This is a genomic window from Enterobacter asburiae (assembly GCF_008080435.1).
GTDB classification, from domain to species: domain Bacteria; phylum Pseudomonadota; class Gammaproteobacteria; order Enterobacterales; family Enterobacteriaceae; genus Enterobacter; species Enterobacter asburiae_C.
Map to the genome: position 1 here is coordinate 319956 of NZ_VRKN01000001.1, position 22808 is coordinate 342763.

Sequence of the window (22808 nt, forward strand, 5' to 3'; positions counted from 1 at the left end):
TCGCCTTATTCAGGTGTGAATCGGAATTAAGATTAATGCAGTGTAATTTGTTTGTGCGAGATCGCGTTGATCTGCGCACGAATCATTTCGCTAATAGGGTCTTCCGGACACTGCTCGACGAAATAATTCAAATCATTCAGCGCCACATGCTCACAGTCGAGCTGCGCATAGATCAGCCCGCGATCGCGAATTTCGTACGGGTCTTCCGGGTTGAACTGCAGCAGCACTTCACTGGCGCGCAACGCCAGCTCCATCTGCCGCTCTTCCATTAACGCAGACTTCAGCGTATCCAGCAGCTTGCGAATGACCTCTGCATTATCCGCCTCGTCAAGATCTTCGTTGAAGAGTTCAGCCACCGGGCTGATATTGCCTTTCAGCCACACGTCCAGCGTATGTTCATCCAGCGTGTCGCCGTTGAAGGGATTAATGAGCCACATTTCGCCGTCCAGCCACTCTGCACGCAGGATCATCTGCGTCGGGAAAATGACCGGGACCAGCGGAATATCCAGACGGTGCGCGACCCACAGCAAAATAGAACCCAGCGCCACGGCGCTGCCCTGACGATTTTTTAAGACCTGGTCCAGCCATAACGCGTCAGACAGGCGATACACGCCACGCGTGTCGCAGAAACCCCATTCGCCGTAGAAAAGCTCAAGCAGCTTCTCTAATTGCCAGTCTTGCGGGCGAGCCTGATTAATCTCTTCACGCGCGAGGCTGACCAGATTCTCCAGCTCATCGTAGACAAATTGCGACGTAAAATCGTCACGAATCATCTCAGAAATCAGGACCATGCCATCGCAAAGCGGCACTTTATTAAATTCGAAATCGGCTAAGGACCTCATGACTTACCCCAGTAACGACTGAGCGTACAATGACGCTCAGGCGCGATAAAACTCAAAACGATGTAGATGATAACGCCAAACTGCCTTTCAGTCAGCCTTACGCCTTTATCAGTAAATGGCAGATACCCGGAACTCAAGACCACTGCCCCAGCGTCAGGCGTTCGTTGCCGCCGTAGTCGCGGCAGGTTTCGACAGCGGCGTAACCTGCTTGCGTAAACAGTGCCCGCACGGCTTCTCCCTGCGTCCAGCCATGCTCCACGAGCAGCCAGCCGCCGGGAAGTAAATGTTCTCGTGACGTTGTCACAATGTGATCAAGATCGGCTAATCCCGCGTTGGCAGCAACAAGCGCCGTCAGCGGTTCGAAGCGAACATCTCCCTGCGCAAGGTGCGGGTCATGTTCGTCGATGTAAGGAGGATTGCTGACAATCATCGCAAATGAGCGATTCTCCAGCGCGGCAAACCAGCTGCTTTGCAGCACAGTCACGTTGCGGAGCGCAAGACGTTCCACGTTACGCTGCGCCAGCGCCACTGCGTCGGGCATTACATCCACCGCCGTCACCGCGCAGTCTGGCCGCTCAGTGGCGAGCGCCAGCGCGATAGCACCGGTCCCCGTCCCGAGATCGAGAATGCTGCAGGCCGCCGCCGGTAAACGCGCAAGCGCCTGCTCAACCAGACACTCGGTGTCCGGACGCGGGATCAGCGTCGCCGCCGAGACGTAAAGCGGTAACGACCAGAACTCACGTTCACCGACAAGGTGCGCCACCGGCTCGCCGGTTTTACGACGGGCAAGCAGCGTGGCGAGCTGCGCTTCCTGCTCCGCGGTCAGTTCGGTTTCGCCAAAAGCCAGCAGATACGTGCGGGCTTTACCCGTCACATGCTCAAGCAAAATTTCGGCGTCACGTTTCGGGCTTTCGCTTTCTGAAAGCTCACCGACCGCCTCACGTAACCAGCGCTGAAAATCCATTATTCCTGCTCGGACAGTGCCGCCAGCTGGTCGGCCTGGTATTCCTGCACGATAGGCTCAATCAGCATATCCAGCTTCCCTTCCATCACCTCGTCCAGACGGTACAACGTCAGGTTGATACGGTGGTCGGTGACGCGGCCCTGCGGGAAGTTGTAGGTGCGGTTACGGTCGCTGCGATCGCCGCTGCCCAGCAGGTTACGACGCGTAGACGCTTCCGCCTGCTGGCGTTTCGCCATTTCGGCTGCGTGGATACGCGCGCCCAGCACGGACAACGCTTTGGCTTTGTTTTTGTGCTGTGAACGCTCGTCCTGACATTCGACGACGATGCCGGTTGGCAGGTGGGTAATACGGATGGCGGAGTCGGTGGTGTTAACGTGCTGACCGCCCGCGCCAGATGAGCGGAATGTATCAATACGCAGATCCGCCGGATTGATGTCCGGCAGTTCTGCTTCCGGCAGCTCCGGCATCACCGCCACCGTACAGGCTGAGGTGTGAATGCGTCCCTGAGACTCGGTGGCCGGTACGCGCTGCACGCGGTGACCGCCGGATTCAAACTTAAGACGACCGTACACGCCGTCGCCGCTGATCTTGGCGATAACCTCTTTGTAGCCACCATGTTCGCCTTCGTTGGCGCTCATGATCTCCACACGCCAGCGACGCGATTCGGCGTAGCGGCTGTACATGCGGAACAGATCCCCGGCAAACAGGGCCGCTTCGTCACCGCCGGTACCGGCGCGCACTTCCACAAACGCGTTACGCTCATCGTCCGGATCTTTCGGCAGCAGAAGCACCTGAAGCTGCTGCTCCATCTCTTCAGAACGCGCTTTCGCATCCTGTAACTCTTCCTGCGCCATCTCGCGCATTTCAGGATCGTCGAGCATCATCTGCGCAGTTTCGATATCTTCCTGAACCTGTCGCCAGTCGGTAAAGCATTTAGAAACATCACTTAACTGCGCATATTCACGTGAGAGCGCGCGAAAACGTTCCTGGTCCGCGATGGTCCCGGCATCCCCGAGCAGCGCCTGTACTTCTTCATGGCGCTCGTGCAGAGCTTCCAGTTTAGCGACGATAGAAGGCTTCATAGGCGTAAGTGCACCTTGTCTTAGAAAATGGGTATAGGGCGCTATTCCAGCCCGAGGCTGTTGCGCAGAATAGTCAGGCGTTCATCATCCCCGTCACGGGCGGCCTGCTGAAGAGATTTGGTTGGTGCATGGATCAGGCGGTTGGTCAGTTTCCACGCCAGGTCCTGCATAATCGCATTTGCGTCGCCGCCCTGTTCAAGGGCCGCTAACGCTTTGGCAGTCAGGTCATCACGCACCTGCTCCGCCTGCCCGCGGTACTCGCGGATGGTCTCGCTGACGCTTTGCGCGCGCAGCCAGGCCATAAACTCACTGGTTTCCTGCTCAACAATGGTTTCCGCCTGAACCGCCGCTGCTTTACGCTGGGCGAGGTTGTGCGAAATGATGCTTTGCAGGTCATCCACGCTGTAGAGGTAGGCGTTTGCCAGCTTGCCCACTTCCGGCTCAACATCACGCGGGACGGCAATATCCACCAGCAGCATCGGCTGATTACGGCGGGACTTCAGCGCACGCTCCACCATCCCTTTCCCGATAATCGGCAGCGGGCTGGCGGTAGAGCTGATAATAATGTCCGCCTCTTTCAGACGTTCATTGATGTCGCTCAGGGCAACCACCTCTGCGCCCACTTCATCCGCCAGCACCTGCGCGCGTTCGCGGGTGCGGTTAGCGATAATCATCTTTTTAACTTTATGCTCGCGCAGATGGCGCGCCACAAGTTCGATGGTTTCGCCCGCCCCCACCAGCATCACGGTGACGGTAGACAGGGATTCAAAGATTTGGCGTGCAAGGGTGCAGGCCGCGAAAGCAACAGAAACCGCACTGGCACCAATGTCGGTTTCGGTTCGCACACGCTTCGCCACGGAAAACGACTTCTGGAACATGCGCTCCAGCTCGCTGGCCTTCAGATGCCCTTTTTGCGAATCCGCAAACGCTTTTTTCACCTGACCCAGAATCTGCGGCTCGCCCAGCACCAGCGAATCCAGCCCGCTGGCGACGCGCATCAGATGGCTGACGGCATCGTTGTCCTGATGCCAGTACAGGCTATTGCGCAGCTCGTCTTCGTTGAGATTGTGGTAGTCGCATAACCAGCGGATCAGCGCTTCATGCAGGTTGTCCTGCTCTTCCACGCTTAAATACAGCTCGGTACGGTTGCACGTCGAGAGCACCACGCCACCCTGCACCATCGGCTGTGCAAGCAGGCTGTCCAGCGCCAGGTCAAGCGTATCCGGCGAAAACGTCACGCGTTCTCGCAGCGAAACCGGAGCCGTTTTGTGGTTGATGCCGAGTGCTAATAGGGTCATGTTGAGCGGGAGTAGTACCAGCGTTAATAAGGTTAGCAGAACGCATCATACAGGATGCGCGAGATCAATAAAAGAGACTGCCCCCTTTCGGAGTAATAGGTTACACAACGCTTTGAGATAATTTGAACGTAGACGGTAGCACTGCGGGACGCTAGCATTAACAGTTATAACTGCAACGTATCTCAAGGATTTGTCCTCATTATGACCCGACTGATTCGCCTGCTGCCGCTGGCAGCACTGGTTCTGACCGCGTGTACCGTCACTCAACCAAAAGGCCCGGGCAAAAGCCCTGATTCACCGCAGTGGCGTCAGCACCAGCAGGACGTCCGTAATTTGAACCAGTACCAGACCCGCGGCGCCTTCGCTTATCTCTCTGACGAACAAAAGGTTTATGCCCGCTTCTTCTGGCAGCAAACGGGGCAGGACAACTACCGTCTGCTGCTGCTGAACCCGCTGGGTAGCACCGAACTGGAGCTTATCGCTAAGCCGGGTGAGGCGCAGATCACCGACAATAAAGGCCAGCACTACACCGCGACCGATGCCGAAGAGATGATTGGCAAGCTGACCGGGATGCCTATTCCACTCAACAGCCTGCGCCAGTGGATCCTTGGTCTGCCGGGTGAGGCTACTGACTACAGCCTTGACGATCAGTACCGTCTGAGCCAGGTGAACTACACCCAGAATGGCAAAACCTGGAAAGTGGTGTACAGCGCCTATGACAGTAAGAGTAAACCGTCGCTGCCATCGAATATGGAACTGACCCAGGGCAGCCAGCGTATCAAGCTGAAAATGGACAACTGGATCGTTAAATGATGACCCACTGGCCTTCTCCGGCAAAGCTGAACCTGTTTTTATACATCACCGGCCAGCGTGCTGACGGTTATCACACCCTGCAGACGCTGTTTCAGTTTATTGACTATGGCGACACGATCTCCATTGAACTGCGCCAGGACGGGCAGATTTGCCTGCTAACGCCGGTCGAAGGCGTGGCGCACGAGGACAACCTGATCGTGCGCGCCGCGCGCCTGCTGATGAAAGCCGCAGCGAAATCGGGCCGTCTGCCCGCAGGCAGCGGTGCAGATATCCGTATCGAGAAGCGCCTGCCGATGGGCGGCGGTCTGGGCGGTGGCTCATCTAACGCCGCCACCGTGCTGGTTGCGCTGAACCATCTCTGGGGCTGCGGGCTGTCGAAGGACGAACTGGCAGCCTTAGGCTTGACGCTGGGGGCGGATGTCCCGGTGTTTGTGCGCGGTCATGCGGCCTTTGCTGAGGGCGTAGGTGAGATCCTCTCCCCGGCAGAACCGCCGGAGAAGTGGTATCTGGTTGCCCACCCTGGCGTGAGCATTCCAACCCCGGTCATCTTTAAAGATCCTGACCTGAAAAGGAATACCCCGGTTCGGTCAATAGAAACGTTATTAAATTGTGAATTCAGCAACGATTGCGAGGATATCGCAAGAAAACGTTTTCGCGAGGTTGATGCGGTGCTTTCCTGGCTGTTAGAATACGCGCCGTCGCGCCTGACTGGTACAGGGGCCTGTGTCTTTGCTGAATTTGACACCGAATCCGCCGCTCGTCAGGTGCTTGAGCAAGCGCCGGTTTGGCTGCATGGTTTTGTAGCACGTGGGATGAACACCTCCCCCCTACAGCAGGCCATTCTGGCGCAGACTGAGTTTCGGTGACAACGTCACCCTGTTCCAGACGTTGCATCGCGCTCTTTAATACACCGCCTGGATAGCCTTCGCCTGGCCCGCACAGTTTGCGGCGAACGCTATCCACCACTGGACGCATGCCTGAGGTTCTTCTCGTGCCTGATATGAAGCTTTTTGCTGGTAACGCCACCCCGGAACTAGCACAACGTATTGCCAACCGCCTGTACACTTCCCTCGGCGACGCCGCCGTAGGTCGCTTTAGCGACGGCGAAGTCAGCGTACAAATTAACGAAAATGTACGCGGTGGTGATATTTTCATCATCCAGTCCACCTGTGCTCCAACGAACGACAACCTGATGGAACTGGTTGTTATGGTCGACGCCCTGCGTCGCGCTTCCGCAGGCCGTATTACTGCTGTAATCCCTTACTTCGGCTATGCCCGTCAGGACCGTCGCGTCCGTTCCGCGCGTGTGCCAATTACCGCTAAAGTTGTCGCTGACTTCCTGTCCAGCGTCGGCGTTGACCGCGTACTGACCGTTGACCTGCATGCAGAGCAGATCCAGGGCTTCTTCGACGTTCCGGTTGATAACGTATTCGGCAGCCCAATTCTGCTGGAAGACATGCTGCAGCTGAACCTGGATAACCCAATCGTGGTTTCTCCGGACATCGGCGGCGTGGTACGTGCCCGTGCTATCGCTAAGCTGCTGAACGATACCGACATGGCGATCATCGACAAACGCCGTCCACGCGCTAACGTTTCTCAGGTGATGCACATCATCGGTGACGTTGCTGGCCGCGACTGCGTGCTGGTTGACGACATGATCGATACCGGCGGTACGTTGTGTAAAGCAGCTGAAGCGCTGAAAGAGCGTGGTGCCAAGCGCGTGTTCGCTTACGCGACCCACCCGATCTTCTCCGGTAACGCGGTCAACAACCTGCGCAACTCCGTCATTGACGAAGTGGTGGTGTGCGATACCATCCCACTGAGCGACGAGATCAAAGCACTGCCAAACGTGCGTACGTTGACCCTGTCCGGGATGCTGGCCGAAGCGATTCGTCGTATCAGCAACGAAGAATCCATCTCAGCAATGTTCGAACACTAATCGAACACGGCCGAAAAACCCGCTGCGGCGGGTTTTTTTGTCTCTGGGTTTTATTTGTATGATTAATGCCTCCTTCACCTGCCATTCACATGACAGATGATGCGCATACGGATGATAGATAATTGTGAAAAACGTAACCTCCTCACATGTTCTGCCCTTTCGCGCCCTCATCGACGCCTGCTGGAAAGAGAAGTACACCTCATCACGCTTTGTACGTGACCTGATTGCCGGGATCACCGTCGGCATTATTGCCATTCCGCTGGCGATGGCGCTGGCGATTGGCAGCGGCGTTGCGCCGCAGTACGGTCTGTACACCTCGGCCGTTGCCGGGATAGTCATTGCCCTGACGGGCGGCTCGCGCTTCAGCGTCTCCGGCCCGACGGCTGCCTTTGTGGTGATCCTCTACCCGGTTTCGCAGCAGTTTGGTCTGGCAGGCCTGCTGGTCGCCACCCTGATGTCCGGCGTCTTTTTGATTCTGTTTGGCCTGGCCCGCTTTGGGCGGCTGATCGAGTACATCCCCCTTTCCGTGACGCTGGGATTCACCTCGGGGATTGGTATCACCATCGGAACCATGCAGATCAAGGACTTCCTCGGTCTGCAGATGCCTCACGTACCGGAGCACTATCTGCAAAAAGTTGGGGCGCTGTTTATGGCGCTGCCGACGGCCAACCTGGGCGATGCCGCCATCGGGATTGTGACGCTGGGCACGCTGATCGTCTGGCCGCGTCTGGGGATCCGCCTGCCGGGCCATCTGCCCGCGCTGCTGCTGGGCTGCGCGGTGATGGCCATCGTCAATATGTTCGGTGGTCATGTCGCGACTATCGGCTCGCAGTTCCACTATGTTCTGGCGGACGGTTCACAGGGTAGCGGCATTCCGCAACTGTTGCCGCAGCTGGTGCTGCCGTGGGACATGCCCGGCTCCAGCTTTACCCTAAGCTGGGATTCCCTGCGTGCTTTGCTTCCTGCCGCGTTCTCAATGGCGATGCTGGGGGCGATTGAATCCCTGCTCTGCGCCGTCGTTCTGGACGGCATGACCGGTACCAAACACAAAGCCAACAGCGAACTGGTCGGTCAGGGATTAGGCAACCTCGTCGCGCCGTTCTTCGGCGGTATTACCGCAACGGCAGCCATCGCCCGTTCTGCTGCAAACGTGCGCGCGGGGGCAACCTCACCCGTTTCGGCGGTTATCCACTCCGTGCTGGTGATCCTCGCCCTGCTGATCCTCGCCCCACTGCTCTCCTGGCTACCGCTTTCCGCCATGGCCGCCCTGCTGCTGATGGTGGCCTGGAACATGAGTGAGGCGCATAAGGTCGTTCACCTGCTGCGTCGTGCACCGAAAGACGACATCATCGTGATGCTGATCTGCATGTCGCTGACCGTGCTGTTCGATATGGTTATCGCCATCAGCGTTGGGATCGTGCTGGCTTCCCTGCTGTTTATGCGCCGTATTGCGCAGATGACACGCCTTTCTCCGGTTAACGTTGAGGTGCCCGACGATGTGCTGGTTCTGCGCGTGATTGGTCCGCTTTTCTTCGCCGCAGCGGAAGGTCTGTTCAGCGATCTGGAGTCCCGCATCGCGGGCAAACGGGTTGTGGTGCTGAAATGGGATGCCGTACCGGTGCTGGATGCAGGTGGCCTGGATGCCTTCCAGCGCTTTGTTGCACGTCTGCCGGAAGGCTGTGAGCTACGGGTGAGTAACCTGGAATTTCAGCCACTGCGCACCATGGCGCGCGCGGGTGTGCAGCCTATCCCTGGCCGACTCTCCTTCTACCCTAACCGTGAAGCCGCGTTAGCGGATCTGTGAGTCACCTGATACAGAGAAACGTCTCTGCATCATCACCCCAATCGCCTGCTGGAGCCATGCAAGCACGGCAGGCGTCATCCATGTTCCTTTCATCAGATGCGGCTCCTGCTGCATGGCAGTACGAAACTTTTGCTGAGTTTCCGGGTTGGTACCCGCGTAAGACTGGAACAATGCCAGCCAGTTTTCAGCCAGCTTTTGTGCCTCCTCAGAGGCAGGATCGATATTTTTCCGCTGCGCATGATGCAGTTTCGCCACCAGCGGCGGCCACTCCATCATGCGGTCAAAGTAGTGTGCCCGGGTAAAGGCCATCTCTTCGGCAGTGAGATACTTCTCCCATATGCTGAGCTTAGATTCAGCAAACGCACGCGTGATGTAATCCGTCATCTCCGGCGTGATGCCGGTCTGCGCCTGCATCTGCGGTTCAACGCTGTGCATCTCGTTCAGCCGGGTGAGAAACTCCGGCTTGCCCGCCGTGTCCTGCTCCAGGCGTTCCATCCAGCGCCTCGCCAGGTCCATCGCCCGCGCGTCCGTAACGGGTATAGGTTGCTCCAGTAGCGTGTTGGCCTCTGCAACCAGCCCTGACCAGATAGCCGCCAGCGCATCCTTCTGCACCGCAAACGGCAGCTGCTGTAACTCTTCTTTGCTAAACCAGCGATCGTACATATTCATTAACTCCAGAGTCTGTAGCCAGGATTCCAGATTCGGCGTCGCATCGTCGAGAAGCCCGGTGCGTAAATCCATCAGTCGGTCGCGCAGCGTATGTATGCTGCGCAGCTGTTTATCCAGCAACGTGATTTGCGCATCGAGTAACTCGGTTAACGACAGCGACTCCTGTTCCAGGAAATCCCTGATTTCAGCAAGTTCCAGCCCCGCTTTTGCCAGCGCCTGGATCATGTGCAGACGCTGAACATCCGCCAGGTTGTAAAGCCGGTAACCTGCCGCGCTTCTGGCAGAAGGCAGCAACAACCCTGTTTGCTCATAGTGGTGCAATGTCCGCACGGTGATCCCGGCACGTTTCGCCAGCTCACCCACCTGAATCAACATAACTGCTCCTTTTTCTTTGCCAGTGGCATCACTCTGGAGCCTTACGTTACGTGAGGGTCAACCCTTGATGCAAAAAAAAACGACTCCCTCGGGAGCCGTTTCGGTGTTCTTTATCGTAGCACTAGCTGTGCTTATGCTGGTCGCGACGACAGCGTTTATCGTAGTGGCGCACCCACCAGTATTTGTCACACACTTCCTCATGGCCGCTCACGCGAGCCCCCGCCAGCCACAATACCGCACCAACGAAGATGCTCAATATCGCGCCATGCGCAAAGTATTGCGGGAGGTCAAGCTGCGGTAGCTGGTTTAAAATTGAATAACCCACACCGGCTACCATCACGAACAGCCCCAATCCCATCAGTACGTTACCGAGTAACGAAGCGTTTTTGCGTCTCATGTGTCACCTCCGGAACTTTGGGTTGTCAGGGGAAAAGCCCCTAATCCTTGTGTGTAAAGTATAGACAACGCCCCTTTTATGAGTTGCGTGAATGATCACAATTACAGATAACTCCCAAACAAAAGTTTACAAATAAGACGTTGAACAGCTTGAAATTCTAATTGTTCAAATCAGAAATTATTCGTATTTCGCTGAGAAGATCGCAGAATTTTGTCAAGCGGCGCGCCAGACAGTAAACTACGCGCCAGATCTGGAACCCATTAGGAATTGAATCGTGACGATTAAACTGATTGTCGGCCTCGCCAACCCAGGCGCAGAATATGCGGCCACCCGCCACAACGCCGGGGCTTGGTACGTCGATCTGCTGGCCGAGCGGTTACGTGCTCCCCTGCGTGAAGAACCTAAATTCTTCGGATATACCTCACGTATCAACCTTGCTGGCGCGGATGTTCGTTTACTGGTGCCCACCACCTTTATGAACCTGAGCGGTAAAGCCGTGGCGGCAATGGCAACATTTTATCGCATCAATCCGGATGAAATTCTGGTGGCTCACGATGAACTGGATCTCCCGCCCGGCGTGGCAAAATTCAAACTGGGCGGCGGGCACGGCGGCCACAACGGTCTTAAAGACATCATCAGCAAGCTGGGCAATAACCCGAATTTCCACCGTTTGCGTGTAGGAATCGGCCATCCGGGCGATAAAAACAAAGTTGTCGGTTTCGTACTCGGTAAACCCCCGATTTCTGAGCAGAAACTGATTGACGAGGCGGTAGACGAAGCCGCGCGTTGCACTGAAATATGGCTGAAAGACGGGTTAACCAAAGCGACAAACCGCTTACACGCTTTCAAAGCGCAATAATCCGCCCGATACGGCTTTTTTACCGCGCGTCATGCGGGTTACGTGTATAATAGGCGTAGTTATTTACTTTTCATCAATCGGTTATCGTTAACGGATTGATTATCAAGACATTAAGGTGATTTAGAAATGGGATTCAAATGCGGTATCGTCGGTCTGCCAAACGTGGGCAAATCCACCCTGTTTAACGCGCTTACCAAAGCGGGTATCGAAGCGGCGAACTTCCCGTTCTGTACCATCGAACCTAACACCGGCGTTGTGCCAATGCCTGACCCGCGCCTGGACCAGCTCGCGGAAATCGTGAAGCCGCAGCGCATTCTGCCAACCACCATGGAATTCGTGGACATCGCGGGTCTGGTAAAAGGCGCATCCAAAGGTGAAGGTCTAGGTAACCAGTTCCTGACCAACATCCGTGAAACCGAAGCGATCGGCCACGTTGTGCGCTGTTTCGAGAACGACAACATCATCCACGTAAACAATAAAGTGGATCCGGCTGACGACATCGACGTCATCAACACCGAGCTGGCGCTCTCTGACCTCGACACCTGCGAACGCGCTATTCACCGCGTGCAGAAGAAAGCCAAAGGCGGCGACAAAGATGCGAAAGCAGAACTGGCTGCACTGGAGAAATGTCTGCCGCAGCTGGAAAACGCCGGCATGCTGCGCGCGCTGAAAAACCTGACGGAAGAAGACAAGGCAGCAATCAAATACCTGAGCTTCCTGACCCTGAAGCCAACCATGTACATCGCCAACGTTAACGAAGACGGTTTCGAGAACAACCCTTACCTGGACAAGGTGCGTGAAATCGCAGCGGCTGAAGGTTCTGTGGTTGTGGCGGTTTGCGCTGCCGTTGAATCCGATATCGCTGAGCTGGACGACGCCGACCGTGAAGAGTTCATGACCGAGCTGGGTCTGGAAGAGCCAGGCCTGAACCGCGTAATTCGCGCAGGCTATGAGCTGCTGAACCTGCAGACCTACTTCACCGCTGGCGTGAAAGAAGTGCGTGCGTGGACGATTCCTGTAGGTGCGACTGCGCCTCAGGCGGCCGGTAAGATCCACACCGACTTTGAGAAAGGCTTTATTCGTGCACAAACTATCGCGTTTGAAGACTTTATCACCTACAAGGGTGAGCAAGGCGCGAAAGAAGCAGGCAAGATGCGTGCGGAAGGGAAAGATTACATCGTTAAGGATGGCGATGTGATGAACTTCTTGTTTAACGTCTAAATAAAATTCGTTGTCTTATGAGGTGTCGCTGAATCTCATAAGGATCGCTAAAACATATAAAATCCACGCAGTTGCGTGGATTTTTCATTTCATAGAGTCTCAAGTTATCTCGTAATAACGCAATCAAAATTGCATCGGTAACGCATATGCCATAACGATTGGTGGTTCACGATTCAGTTCGTATTTTCAGACCAAACTAACTGCCAGGGCACCTGAGATATTAAATCCACGAACAAATACTGACTGTCATAACAGGAGATGCCATTTCACTCACCCTCCATATTGGATATTCTCGCAATAGATTAATCCATCCGGCGCCATGAATTAATAGAGGAAACTTCTGATTTTTTAGCTTTAACATTGATTTCACCACTCAAGTCTGGAATATGATTAATTAAAAATATTATTTTATAATTAAAAAACGGACTTTGAATGAAATATAAAGCTTTATCAATAATGTGTTTCACAGCAATCCATTCCACAAATGCCTTCGCAGGGTTGATGAGCGATAAATTTACTGTTCAGGAATTTCGGGATTTTGCAGAAAACCTTGGCCGCTATACACCGGGTATGACAGGAATAAGCATTCCGGAAAAAGACGCTATGACGTCTCATACGTTGAATTTCCCAATGCCAGATTTTGGCTCTGTCATTTCAGGGGGATATGCCACGCTTTACTCCCCTTCTTATCTTGCCAGCGTAAAACACAACAGCGGCTATAAGTCCGTCGACTTCGGTAACAGCGCTAAATATAAAACGACCTATGTGCTGATCAACCGTAATGAGGATAGCAGCCAGGATTTTCACCTGCCGCGTCTGAATAAAGTGGTTACGGAGGCCGCTGCGCTACCGCAGGTAGTCACCGGCTCGGATCTGAAGGCACATCCGGAGCGTTACGTTTATTATGCCCGCGCAGGTGCCGGTACACAGGTGCAACTCGATGCTGAGACCGGAGCTGAACAAAATCTGACCGGAGCTTATAACTGGAAAACCGGCGGAACGTTTAATAAGGTCGTATTTGAAAATGCGCGACTTCGCTGGTACATGCATGGTCCGGACGATCCCAACGTTGCCCCCCTTGAAATAGGTGGTAAAGGCGGCGACAGCGGTAGCCCGGTTTTGGTTTATGACAACGTGGATAACGTCTGGAAGCTGGCTGGCGTCACCACGGCGATAGGTGACAGCGGTTATAACCAACGTACTTATGCCCTGTTTTTACAAAGCGATTTTGCCCAGGCGGTGATCGCGGCCAATACATCTCCTGACGTTAAAGATAGTGATGGAGAGGGAGATATTCACTGGACGCAGGAGGTCATTACCCAGGGAAACCACCGCTGGGGCTGGACTGGACTGGCCGATCGCTATAAAAATCTCGCGCCTTCACAGGCAAGCTACGAGGAACTTGATTCCACCCGGGATCTGCGCTTTAGCGGCGACGGGGGCAGCCTGATACTTGATGATGCCATTAACATGGGGGCCGGAAAGCTGCAGTTCTCGGCTAACTACGTGGTTCAGCCGGGCCGTGACCCGGCCGCAACCTGGGCTGGCGGCGGAATTGAAGTTGATGAACGGCGCACGGTGTACTGGGGGGTAAACGGCGTTGCCAATGATGCGCTGCATAAAATCGGTAAGGGTACGTTGTGGGTAAACGCAGTCGGCGATAATCCAGGGTCGCTTAACGTTGGAGACGGTACCGTGGTACTTGACCAGCAGGCCGATGATGCAGGTCATAAGCAGGCCTTTTCCTCGGTCACGCTCGTCAGCGGTCGTCCTACCGTGGTGCTCAGCGACGCCGGGCAGCTCAGCACCGATAACATTTTCTTCGGTTACCGGGGCGGCACGCTGGATCTCAATGGTAATAACCTCGGTTTTCGGGAAATAAACCACACCGACAGCGGCGCTGCACTCGTAAACAGAAATTCTACTGTGGCCTCCACCGTGATGCTGACGGGCTATTCTCCGGATGACATCGCGCTGAACCGCTGGAGTTCGACCAGAAAAGGCAACCCCGGAGATCTCTACCTCTATAACAACCCCTACAACCATAAAACAGAATATTTCCGACTGAAGACAGAATCTTATGGCTATTTCCCGACCAGTCAGACCAGTAATTCATCATGGGAATACATGGGCAACGATCGGGATCAAGCCGCGCTGGCGATAACGACAGAGCGTAATCGGCTGGTGTTCCGCGGTTTCCTGGGCGAGCGGGATAGCGCGAAGGCACAGGGCAAGCTCAATATCACCCTGGCCATGCCTGACGTCTCATCCGTGATGGCCCTGACGGGTGGAGCCAACGTCACGGGGGCCATGGACGTTAAGTCCGGGACGCTGCTGCTTTCCGGTCAGCCGGTTCCTCATGCAGGGGGAGTGGTATATGACGATGACTGGCAGACTGCCTCGTTCAGAGCGGACACGATCGACGTGCGGTCGGGTGCGGTACTTCAGGTCGGAACGTGGACGCAGGTCTATGCCGATATTAAAGCCGCCGATGGCGCGCAGGTGCTGCTGGGTTATCACGACGCCCAGGACGGTGGAACGCCGCTCTGGCGTTGTGCTGAGGTGATAAACACTGATACAGGCAGATGCAGTCAGGAGCCCCTTTCGCAGGAGGTGGCTGACGCACTGCCGGAGAGCACCGTCGAGGGCGATATTACCCTGGGCAGCGGTGCGCATCTTCAGCTTGGAAAAGTGGTCTGGCAGGGTAGTCTCGCCGGGCAGGCACAGAGCAGCATGAGCCTGGCGAGTACGTCCTTATGGCGAATGACAGACAGCAGTGTCGTCGACACGCTGGTTGCCGCGCCCGGAAGCCGCATCTCGACATTACCGCTTCAGGACAACACCTGGCATGCCAAAACGCTTACGGTCGACGCACTGCATGCCACGGGCACGCTGCTGAATCTTGGTCTGAATATCTCTGCCGGCACCGGCGATAAGGTGGTTATCACCAGCGAGGCAACCGGTCAAGGCAACATGCTCAATATCGTTCCGCTGGCCGAAGATGGGACGCTATTGCCGCCGAAGCAGGGTGCGGTATTTGCCGACGCGCCGGGAGGCACCGATCACAACTACTTCACCCTGGCTTCGCTTTCACGCGGTTTTACCCTCTATACGCCTGACTATCAGGTTAAGGATGAAAACAATCGAGTTCTCTGGGTGCTTGAACGCAAGCAGAATAACGATCCGGTGACACCGGTAGAGACGCCGACCGCTCCGGATGTCTCCGCGGCACCTGAAGAAACACCGGACGCCCCGGATATCCCGGCGGTTTCAGAAGAGAAACCTGTCACTTCCGCTGAGCCGGTGATACTGGAAGAAAAACCGGCCACATCGCAGACAGATACAGAAGACTCAACGGATGAACAAACGTATAAGACAGAAGATGTTAAACCAGGCTCCATCAATGACTGGTTTACCATTGAAGATAACCGGCCTCTGATTCATCACACGCGTGCACTAATGGCTTCACGGCAGTACCTGGTGAGTGAAGCCGTCAGCCAACTGTATAACCGGACGAACGTCCTGCACAACGCGCCTGAAGACGCTGGCTCGTGGGTCACCCTTGAACAACGTAAAGGCAATTTTCTGGGACTGGATGCCAGCCAGCAGACGCTGGCGCTGGGCTGGGATCGCCACGATGGAATCCAGGGCGGGGGAATCGGTGTCAGCTATACCCAGGGCAAAATAAAAGGGGCTGGTGATGAAAGCCACCGCATGGCGACGGCGGGAGCATACTATACCCGGGGATGGGGTAAAGGAGGGTTTGTTGACGTTTCGGGTCAGTATATGCACCTCCTCCAGGATATCACGCTCGATCCGCTGACGGGCATACAGGGGCAAAAACGCAACAGTCATATTCTGACAGGCGGAGTAAGAACAGGTTATCAGTTCGGTTTCTTCAGCGATGCACTGCAGCTCAAACCATTTGCTGGGGTAAGTACAGCGCATCTTTCGGGGTATTCCCTGCAGGGTGATAATGCTGACGTCAGACTCAGTTCCGCGACACCTTATTACGCAAGTGCAGGGCTGCAGTTGCAGAAGCGTGGTTTTGGCAAGAGTCTGGAAAACATTAACCTGACGGCCAGCATGGAGTATTTGTACTCGCCGGGTAAAAATGGTTCGCAGACAACACTCGCAGACCGGCAGTCAGTTCGCCACTACGCCTCCTGGTCTGACAACCGTTACCGTGTGAAAGTGGGGCTGGATGGAGATATCTCTCAGGATGTAATGGTCAGTGCAAAAGGTGAAACCAGCTTCGGTGGTGTCTTCAGGACGGATTACAGTGGTTCCGTCAATCTGATATACCGCTTCAGGTAACCAGGGAGCCGGCAGTAGGTTGGAGGGATGTCAGGCTTTAATCTTTTTCCTGACATGATTAGGTTTAATAAACCCTGCCGGTCCTGCTCACTGGATAGCGTATAACGTCTTCTTGTTTTAACCCCACAGGATCTATTCTGGTGAGACTATTTGCACCATACTGGTAAAGATCTATCCTCCCGCCAACCCTGTCAGGCCCTGCTGCGTAAACCGCCCGCAGTCCGGGTCAGAATACCGGAACAGATTGTAGTGCTGCCTTTCTCACGGTCCAGATATTGCCCCTGCATGCGCTGGTTCTGAGAATATCCTGATACCTTCTTCTCGTTTTCCCGCACCTGGTTATTGCGGTAGTCGTAATCCCAGTGGCACGGTAATGGGTGTTGGGTGTTGGGTGTTGGGTGTTGGGTGTTGGGTGTTGGGTGTTGGGTGTTGGGTGTTGGGTGTTGGGTGTTGGGTGTTGGGCATTGCGGGTAAAATCGTCCCGGCGATGCAATCGGCCAAGGCGGTCATACTCGTTGCGCGTGGTCAGCAACCCCTGAATACGGTTGGTCTCAAGGTGGAGGTCGTCGCGAATATACTGGCAGCTTATCAAAGGCAAGGGTGAGCAAGGTGCGAAAGAAGCTGGCAAGATGCGTGCGGAAGAGAAAGATTACATCGTTAAAGATGGCGATGTGATGAACTTCTTGTTTAACGTTTGATTTTTTTGCGTGTGATCTATCAATAGATAACTAGTTTGCCCGCTGGCCAAGTACCTCACCATCCACAGGGCATATGCCCTGCTTCATAAACATTAATTAATCTGTCAAAAAAGAAAGGCCCTTGCAGTAAAGAACTATACGCATCTTCAAGCAAATAATTCACAAGATCCCATTTTAGGTTCTCAATCATTGAGCTTTTCTCAAATTCTGGGAAAGTTATTTTGAGGATAATATCATTCTCCACAACTTTCTTAGCTTCTGTAACCAAAGAGTTCCAGCATTGATATTTGTTAGTATGTTTTTTTGCGAGATAACCCGTTATTTCATTACCAGCCTCCAAGGTGGCACTCTCCCATTCATCACTATTCAGCCCTTTTATAAATAAGCTAAGGGACTGAGCCTGGATAACACCAGTGAGTGTCGTTGCCACACCAAGATTAACAAACCAATTAATATTATTTAACCTATATGTTGCTAACTGGGATATCTTCATGTTTTAACCTGATTTATTCCACCAGGAATCCTAGGTACGTTCATACCACCAAGCGCGCCATGCTGATTTATAATAAAACCCTATGATTTGTGTCACAGAGTTTTATTAAGAATATGAATATCAAAACAACAGCGATCGAATTAAATAAATCGATTGAATTTTTAAGTATCCTTTAAGAAAGATCCTCATCTGCTACTAATCCGTTAACAAAGTTGGCAAATGAATTTGTCAGATATCTTTGAAGTTTTGTGTGATTCTCTTGCATAGTCAAATCTTCATCAAAAGAATCTGTAGCAAAATATACAATTGAGTAATTATCTAAATCCAGACAGAAGAAATTCCCTCCCCAATCATTTGCGAAAGGAAGCAGGTTTTTAGGAATCACTTCCCTATCCACCATGCTGATATAGCAACCGTCAATTAAAGATCCAGGATCATCATTTGTCTGACTATTATAAACAAACGGTTTAAACGCAGCCACCTCTACTGGCTCAAAATCTTCATCATCGTCCCACCAACTTTTCTCTGGCGTGCCACCATTGAATTGCAGATAATGTGAAACGAAATCATCAGGAAGAGTAAAAGATAATTTCTCTTCCGTTTTAGCAATATCTGCACGTCCAATCTTTTTTTCACAGTTACTGAAATGATTCATAGATTTATACCTCACTGGTGACAGTTTGCACGCAATTTTTTCGGGACACGCCCCTTCAACCAGCCTTTAGAATGAGAAACAGCAATGGCTTCTTGGGAACCATATTTTACACCAAAATATTTCTCGAATTGTGAGACTGAGCCTTTATGTGGGAAAGTAGCTTCATGCGCAGAAGTTTTTACTAATTGCATTGTTGTCCTTCCTGTGGCTGGGTCAAAATCATCGACATGATGCCATGTATATCCGGTTGCTTCGCTTTTAGAAATACCGGCTGCTTTGAAAGCCTCGGTGAAATCTCTATCTCGAGTTCCTTGCATTGTAATAGATACAATATTCTGTTTCGTTCCATTAATTGGGAAAAGATCTGGGCTTCCTGTAAAGTCGACTCCCTTTAATGCCAACCCCCACGGATCCACCCACCCCAGCGCATTCGGCGCATACTGGTAGAGGTTTATCCCCCCCGCCAGCCCTATCGGGTCCTGCTGCGTAAACCGCCCGCAGTCCGGGTCATAATACCGGAACAGATTGTAGTGCAGCCCTGTCTCACGGTCCAGGTATTGCCCCTGCATGCGCAGGTTCTGAGAATATCCTGATACCTGCGTCTCGCTTTCCCGCAGCAGCTTGCCCCATGCGCTGTTCACCCCTTCCCAGCGCACCTGCCCTTCGACATCCGTCATTCGCTCCGGCGTGCCGTTGGGCTGACAGTGGAACCAGAAGATCTCAGGCGCTTCCACGCCGTCAATACGCGCCAGCGGGTCGTAGCTGTCCTGATCGCTGTAGACGTAGGTCAACGGCACATCCCCGTGCACCTCCTGCAGCAGACGGAACCCTTCCCAGATAAACCGGGTGGTGACTGCCCTGCCCGTTGGCTGTCCGCTCAGCATCTGGCGGCGCGTTTTGCTGATGCGTCGTCCGAGCGGATCGTAGCGGAAGCTGACCTGCGTCTGCGGTTTGTTGCGGTCCCGCGGCTGGCTGATGACCTCCGTCAGGCGATGTTCACCGTCGTAGCGGTAGTGCCAGCGCGTCTGGCCGTTATCTTTCTCCACGGTGCGGCCGTGGATGTCATAACGCCAGCGAATGCCGTTCAACTGCATCAGGCGGTTGTGCGTGACCTTCTCAGCAGATCCTTCGAGCGGGTTACCGGCAACATCCCAGCGCCACTGCTCCTGTCCGGGCAGCGTGCCGTCCTGAACGAGCAGACGCCCGGCGCTGTCGTACTGCCAGCGGTACCAGCTGAACGGGTTATCGTCCTGCTCTTCCCGCACCAGGTTATTGCGGTAGTCGTAATCCCATCGGCGAGACCAGCGGCGCGGCGACGGGCGCTGGGCATTGCCGGTAAAGACGTCACGGCGATGCAGTCGCCCAAGACGATCGTATTCGCTGCGGGTGGTCAGCAGCCCCTGGGTGCGGCTGGTCTCGCGGTGGAGTTCATCGCGGGTAAAATCGGAGACCGACAGCTTATCAAGAGCAATGCTGAGCAGATGCCCGCTGCCGTAGTAGAACTGCTTTAACTCGCGGCCATCGGGCAGCGTGATGGAGGTGCAGTTACCCAGCGCGTCATACTCCCACGCCAGCTCGCCGTGCTCGCCCGCCTCGCGCGTGACGCGACCAAGCGCGTCATAGTCAAAGGCGAGCTCCTGCTCTGCCTCGGTGGTCCAGGCATCGGCTGAAAGCGCAGGATGCAGCCCTATCCGGCTTAAAAGCCCGGACGGAGTGTAGTGGTAGCGGGTCTGCCCTTCCGGCGTGGTGCGGGCGACCAGCTGGCCGCTCGCGCTCCAGGCGAAGGCGTGGGTGATGGCCTCCGGATGACCGGCGGCGAACGTGCGGGCTATCGTGCGCCCGCAGGCGTCGTAGCGATACTGCGAGGTTACGCCATCGAGCCCCACCTCTTCCAGCAGCAGCGAGTCCGCGCCCCAGCGGAACTGATACGCTTCGCCGTTTTCGTTTTCCAGGGCAATCAGACGCCCGCGGCTGTCCCAGCGGCGGCGCACCTCTTCGCCCTGGGTATTGCGGGTGGCAGTTAAGCGCCCTGCCTCATCGTATCTGAACTCACTTTCTTTACCGTCAGCGCCCGCATGCTTCACCGGCAGGCCACGTTCGTTCCATTTGAGCGATTCCGTCCAGCCTTCCGGGCGATCGAGCTGTACCGGACGCCCTGCAGCGTCGTAGCGATAGCGCGTCTCTTCACCGTCGGCGCTCATCTCGGCCACCAGCCAGCCCAGCGGATGATAGCGGTAGCGGGTAATACGCCCGGAACAGTCCGTCGCGCGAATAATCTGCCCGGCCTCGTTGTACTCCTGGTAGCGGCTGTTTCCGGCGGCATCGACCTCTTCAACGACCTGGCCGAACGCGTCCCGGCGCAGTTGCGTAGTCTGCCCTATCGGATCCACCACGCGCTTCAGCCCGTGATGTTCGTCGTACCAGAACCGGGTGGCGCTGCCGTCGGCTTCGATAATGGCCGCAGGAAGCGCGCGGTGCTCCAGCCAGGTGGTAGTGCGGGTATTGCCGTCGGCATCGATCTCCTGAACCCGGTTGCCCATTTCGTCGTAGACGAAGGTAACGGCGTTGCCGAGCGGATCGATGCGACGCGTCAGAAGTTCGTTGTCATCCCACTCGTAGCGCCAGTTTTCACCGCGCTCGTCAACGTAGCGGACAATCAGATTTTGCGCGTTCCAGTAGTGGCGACGCGTCTGACCGTCGTAGTGCTCGACGGTCGTCATCCCGGCGGCTAAATCGTAGCTAAAGCGGCAGCCATCGCCGGTGCTGGTGCGGTTTTCCACCACGCGCCAGTGGTCGAGTTTTTTCCAGCGGTATTCGCTCTCCAGACCACCCGGCATCCGGTGCCAGACCATCAACCCGTGCTCGTTATAGCGGTATTCACGCGTCACCACGCCGGAGGCATCCGTCGCGCTCGCCAGTTGGCCGCGCACATCGTAGCCCCACTGCATCAGCGGCCATGTCTGGTTGCCGTCGAAATGGCTGGCAGCGGTAACGCGCTGTGGGAATCGTGCGTCCTCATAACTCAGGGTGACGTCTATCGCCCGCGGCTCGTCGTGAAGACCGACCAGCCTGTCCTGCTCGTCCCACTCCGTCAGCAGTGCGTTGCCGTATTCGTCGCTGAGGGAGGCCAGACGCAGGATGGATGGATTCGCCCGGGTCGGTTTATACAGACGCCATACTGCGCCGTCATCGTCAGCAATCGCCACGTCGCCGTTCTCATTGCGGCGGATAATGATGCCTTCGCTGATGCTGTAAAACGCGCGGTCGACAGGCGGCAGCTCGAAGCTTAGCTCACGCCCGGTTTCGTCGAACCAGGTGGCATTGTTTTCTTCCAGCGTCAGATAGCTGTCAAAGGTGGTTGCCCAGCCAAAACCAAAAAGTCCTTCGCGGGTGGTCAGGCTGTTGTAGCTGCGCTGCCAGCGAAGCGGGAAGCGCCCCGGCAGCGAGAAATCGAGTTCGTCGTCGTCATTCAGCACCTTCACACCGGTGGCGGCGTGAACCGGGTGCGAGGAGCCAAACACGGCATTCACTGCCATATCGGCCAGCATCCCGCCGCCAGCCGCCGCCAGCGCACAGGGCATGTTTTTCAGGATCTTGCCCGGACGCCCGCGCAGCAGGGAGAGCGCAATCATCCCCAGCGCCAGACCCGGTGTTTTACCGCTTTTGATATCGCGGACCGTGAGCGTGTCCCCGCCGATGATCACGTTGGGGGAGACATCGTCGGAAACGGTGCCTTCGCAGGTGGTGCGATCTTTCGCGCGCACCGCGGGCTGCCCGTTGATGAAGACGCTTTTAGAGCCTTCCGCCAGATACTGCGGCCCGGAGTGCTTTTCGCACGCCACCTTGTCTTCTTCCAGCGGCGAGGTTCCCGCGGCGGCAGAGGCCACGCTCGGCTGCCACATTTCACTGCCAAACTGTCCGGCGGCGGAAAGCAGCATGCCCGCGTAATCTGCAAAGCTGCCCGGCGACTGCGGCTCAGGGGACGGTGTATCGGCAGGCGTCAACGTTCCTGCCGCACGTGCGGCGGGGATGGCGTTGGTCAGAACGTTATTCGAACCGGTGGTGATTTTACCCGCAGGCGACGGCGGGAAAAGTGCATTGCCTAATCCTTCCGCGGCGTTGCTGATATCGTCAGTGATCCCCGCCACGTTCGCCAGCACGCCACCGATAATCCCGCTTAACAGACAGCTGGATCCAACCGCCGCCACTCCCGCTGCGGCGGCTCCGGCACCGAGCAGTGGCGCGGCTGCCGTAGCCGCCAGCCCTACCGCCGCACCGATCACCGCATAGGCGGCACCTTCCGCCACAATGCTGGTGATGTCAGCAAAAATGCTGGAGTGAATAATCTCGTCGCCCTTACGGGCCGCGTTGTTATCGCTCAT

Annotated in this window: 17 protein-coding genes and 3 pseudogenes; 8 read left to right on the plus strand and 12 right to left on the minus strand. The window is 55.4% G+C overall.

Annotation, left to right across the window (positions count from 1 at the left end):
* Window positions 1–32 precede the first annotated feature (32 nt).
* The 5 genes and pseudogenes from sirB1 to hemA all read right to left on the minus strand — a co-directional run bounded on the left by sirB1 (window position 33) and on the right by hemA (window position 4186).
* Window positions 33–842: an invasion regulator SirB1 gene (gene sirB1 / locus FU672_RS01495; protein WP_148241875.1), complete on the minus strand. Its 810-nt coding sequence runs from the start codon at window positions 840–842 to the stop codon at window positions 33–35.
* A gap of 41 nt (window positions 843–883) precedes the next feature.
* A pseudogene (locus tag FU672_RS25065) lies at window positions 884–973 on the minus strand (siroheme synthase); the annotation flags it as partial.
* Window positions 974–975: 2 nt separating this feature from the next.
* Window positions 976–1806 (minus strand): peptide chain release factor N(5)-glutamine methyltransferase, encoded by an 831-nt coding sequence (gene prmC / locus FU672_RS01505; protein ID WP_148241876.1) that lies wholly within the window; start codon window positions 1804–1806, stop codon window positions 976–978.
* Window positions 1806–2888 carry a peptide chain release factor 1 gene (gene prfA / locus FU672_RS01510; RefSeq protein WP_021240360.1) on the minus strand — a complete coding sequence of 361 codons (1083 nt, stop codon included), beginning with the start codon at window positions 2886–2888 and terminating at the stop codon, window positions 1806–1808. Before prfA ends, prmC begins: the two co-directional genes overlap by 1 nt.
* Window positions 2889–2929: 41 nt before the next feature.
* Window positions 2930–4186, minus strand: coding sequence for a glutamyl-tRNA reductase (hemA, locus tag FU672_RS01515; protein WP_148241877.1), 1257 nt, complete (start codon window positions 4184–4186; stop codon window positions 2930–2932).
* A gap of 201 nt (window positions 4187–4387) precedes the next feature.
* Here hemA and lolB point away from each other — a divergent pair, with 201 nt between their 5' ends.
* From lolB to dauA, 4 genes are all read left to right on the plus strand, one after another.
* A complete protein-coding gene (lolB, locus tag FU672_RS01520) occupies window positions 4388–4999 on the plus strand; it encodes a lipoprotein insertase outer membrane protein LolB (RefSeq protein WP_023336000.1) in 612 nt (203 codons plus the stop codon).
* Window positions 4996–5865, plus strand: a complete 870-nt coding sequence (ispE, locus tag FU672_RS01525; protein WP_148241878.1) for a 4-(cytidine 5'-diphospho)-2-C-methyl-D-erythritol kinase — start codon at window positions 4996–4998, stop codon at window positions 5863–5865. The genes lolB and ispE overlap by 4 nt, the downstream gene beginning before the upstream one ends.
* A gap of 125 nt (window positions 5866–5990) precedes the next feature.
* Window positions 5991–6938: a ribose-phosphate diphosphokinase gene (prs, locus tag FU672_RS01530; protein ID WP_003856663.1), complete on the plus strand. Its 948-nt coding sequence runs from the start codon at window positions 5991–5993 to the stop codon at window positions 6936–6938.
* 124 nt (window positions 6939–7062) lie between these two features.
* Entirely contained in the window at window positions 7063–8742 is a 1680-nt protein-coding gene (dauA, locus tag FU672_RS01535) for a C4-dicarboxylic acid transporter DauA (protein WP_148241879.1), read from the plus strand.
* Here the strand turns inward: dauA and FU672_RS01540 are convergent.
* Window positions 8728–9786: a MerR family transcriptional regulator gene (locus FU672_RS01540; protein ID WP_148241880.1), complete on the minus strand. Its 1059-nt coding sequence runs from the start codon at window positions 9784–9786 to the stop codon at window positions 8728–8730. The two genes, dauA and FU672_RS01540, sit on opposite strands and share 15 nt — an antisense overlap.
* Window positions 9787–9907: 121 nt before the next feature.
* Window positions 9908–10183: a stress-induced protein YchH gene (gene ychH / locus FU672_RS01545; RefSeq protein ID WP_148241881.1), complete on the minus strand. Its 276-nt coding sequence runs from the start codon at window positions 10181–10183 to the stop codon at window positions 9908–9910.
* 274 nt (window positions 10184–10457) lie between these two features.
* On the opposite strand from ychH, the gene pth reads away from it, so the two are divergent.
* Together pth and ychF are read left to right on the plus strand one after the other, a co-directional pair.
* A complete protein-coding gene (gene pth, locus FU672_RS01550) occupies window positions 10458–11042 on the plus strand; it encodes an aminoacyl-tRNA hydrolase (RefSeq protein WP_134350590.1) in 585 nt (194 codons plus the stop codon).
* 126 nt (window positions 11043–11168) lie between these two features.
* Window positions 11169–12263: a redox-regulated ATPase YchF gene (gene ychF, locus FU672_RS01555; RefSeq protein WP_148241882.1), complete on the plus strand. Its 1095-nt coding sequence runs from the start codon at window positions 11169–11171 to the stop codon at window positions 12261–12263.
* A 302-nt stretch (window positions 12264–12565) separates the two neighbouring features.
* On the opposite strand, the gene FU672_RS24830 is transcribed toward ychF, so the two are convergent.
* Window positions 12566–12745, minus strand: coding sequence for a hypothetical protein (locus FU672_RS24830; protein ID WP_187360775.1), 180 nt, complete (start codon window positions 12743–12745; stop codon window positions 12566–12568).
* A 19-nt stretch (window positions 12746–12764) separates the two neighbouring features.
* On the opposite strand from FU672_RS24830, the gene FU672_RS01560 reads away from it, so the two are divergent.
* Complete coding sequence (locus tag FU672_RS01560) at window positions 12765–16580, plus strand: S6 family peptidase (RefSeq protein ID WP_508610034.1); 3816 nt, start codon at window positions 12765–12767, stop codon at window positions 16578–16580.
* A gap of 112 nt (window positions 16581–16692) precedes the next feature.
* Here the strand turns inward: FU672_RS01560 and FU672_RS25430 are convergent.
* Window positions 16693–16915: pseudogene (locus FU672_RS25430) on the minus strand (RHS repeat-associated core domain-containing protein); the annotation flags it as partial.
* 252 nt (window positions 16916–17167) lie between these two features.
* On the opposite strand from FU672_RS25430, the pseudogene FU672_RS01570 reads away from it, so the two are divergent.
* Window positions 17168–17278 (plus strand): annotated as a pseudogene (locus tag FU672_RS01570) (DUF933 domain-containing protein); the annotation flags it as partial.
* Window positions 17279–17333: 55 nt separating this feature from the next.
* On the opposite strand, the gene FU672_RS01575 reads toward FU672_RS01570, so the two are convergent.
* The 3 genes from FU672_RS01575 to FU672_RS01585 all read right to left on the minus strand — a co-directional run bounded on the left by FU672_RS01575 (window position 17334) and on the right by FU672_RS01585 (window position 22808).
* Window positions 17334–17771, minus strand: a complete 438-nt coding sequence (locus FU672_RS01575) for a hypothetical protein (RefSeq protein ID WP_148241884.1) — start codon at window positions 17769–17771, stop codon at window positions 17334–17336.
* 172 nt (window positions 17772–17943) lie between these two features.
* Window positions 17944–18426: an SMI1/KNR4 family protein gene (locus FU672_RS01580; RefSeq protein ID WP_148241885.1), complete on the minus strand. Its 483-nt coding sequence runs from the start codon at window positions 18424–18426 to the stop codon at window positions 17944–17946.
* 11 nt (window positions 18427–18437) lie between these two features.
* Window positions 18438–22808, minus strand: coding sequence for an RHS repeat-associated core domain-containing protein (locus FU672_RS01585; protein ID WP_148241886.1), 4371 nt, complete (start codon window positions 22806–22808; stop codon window positions 18438–18440).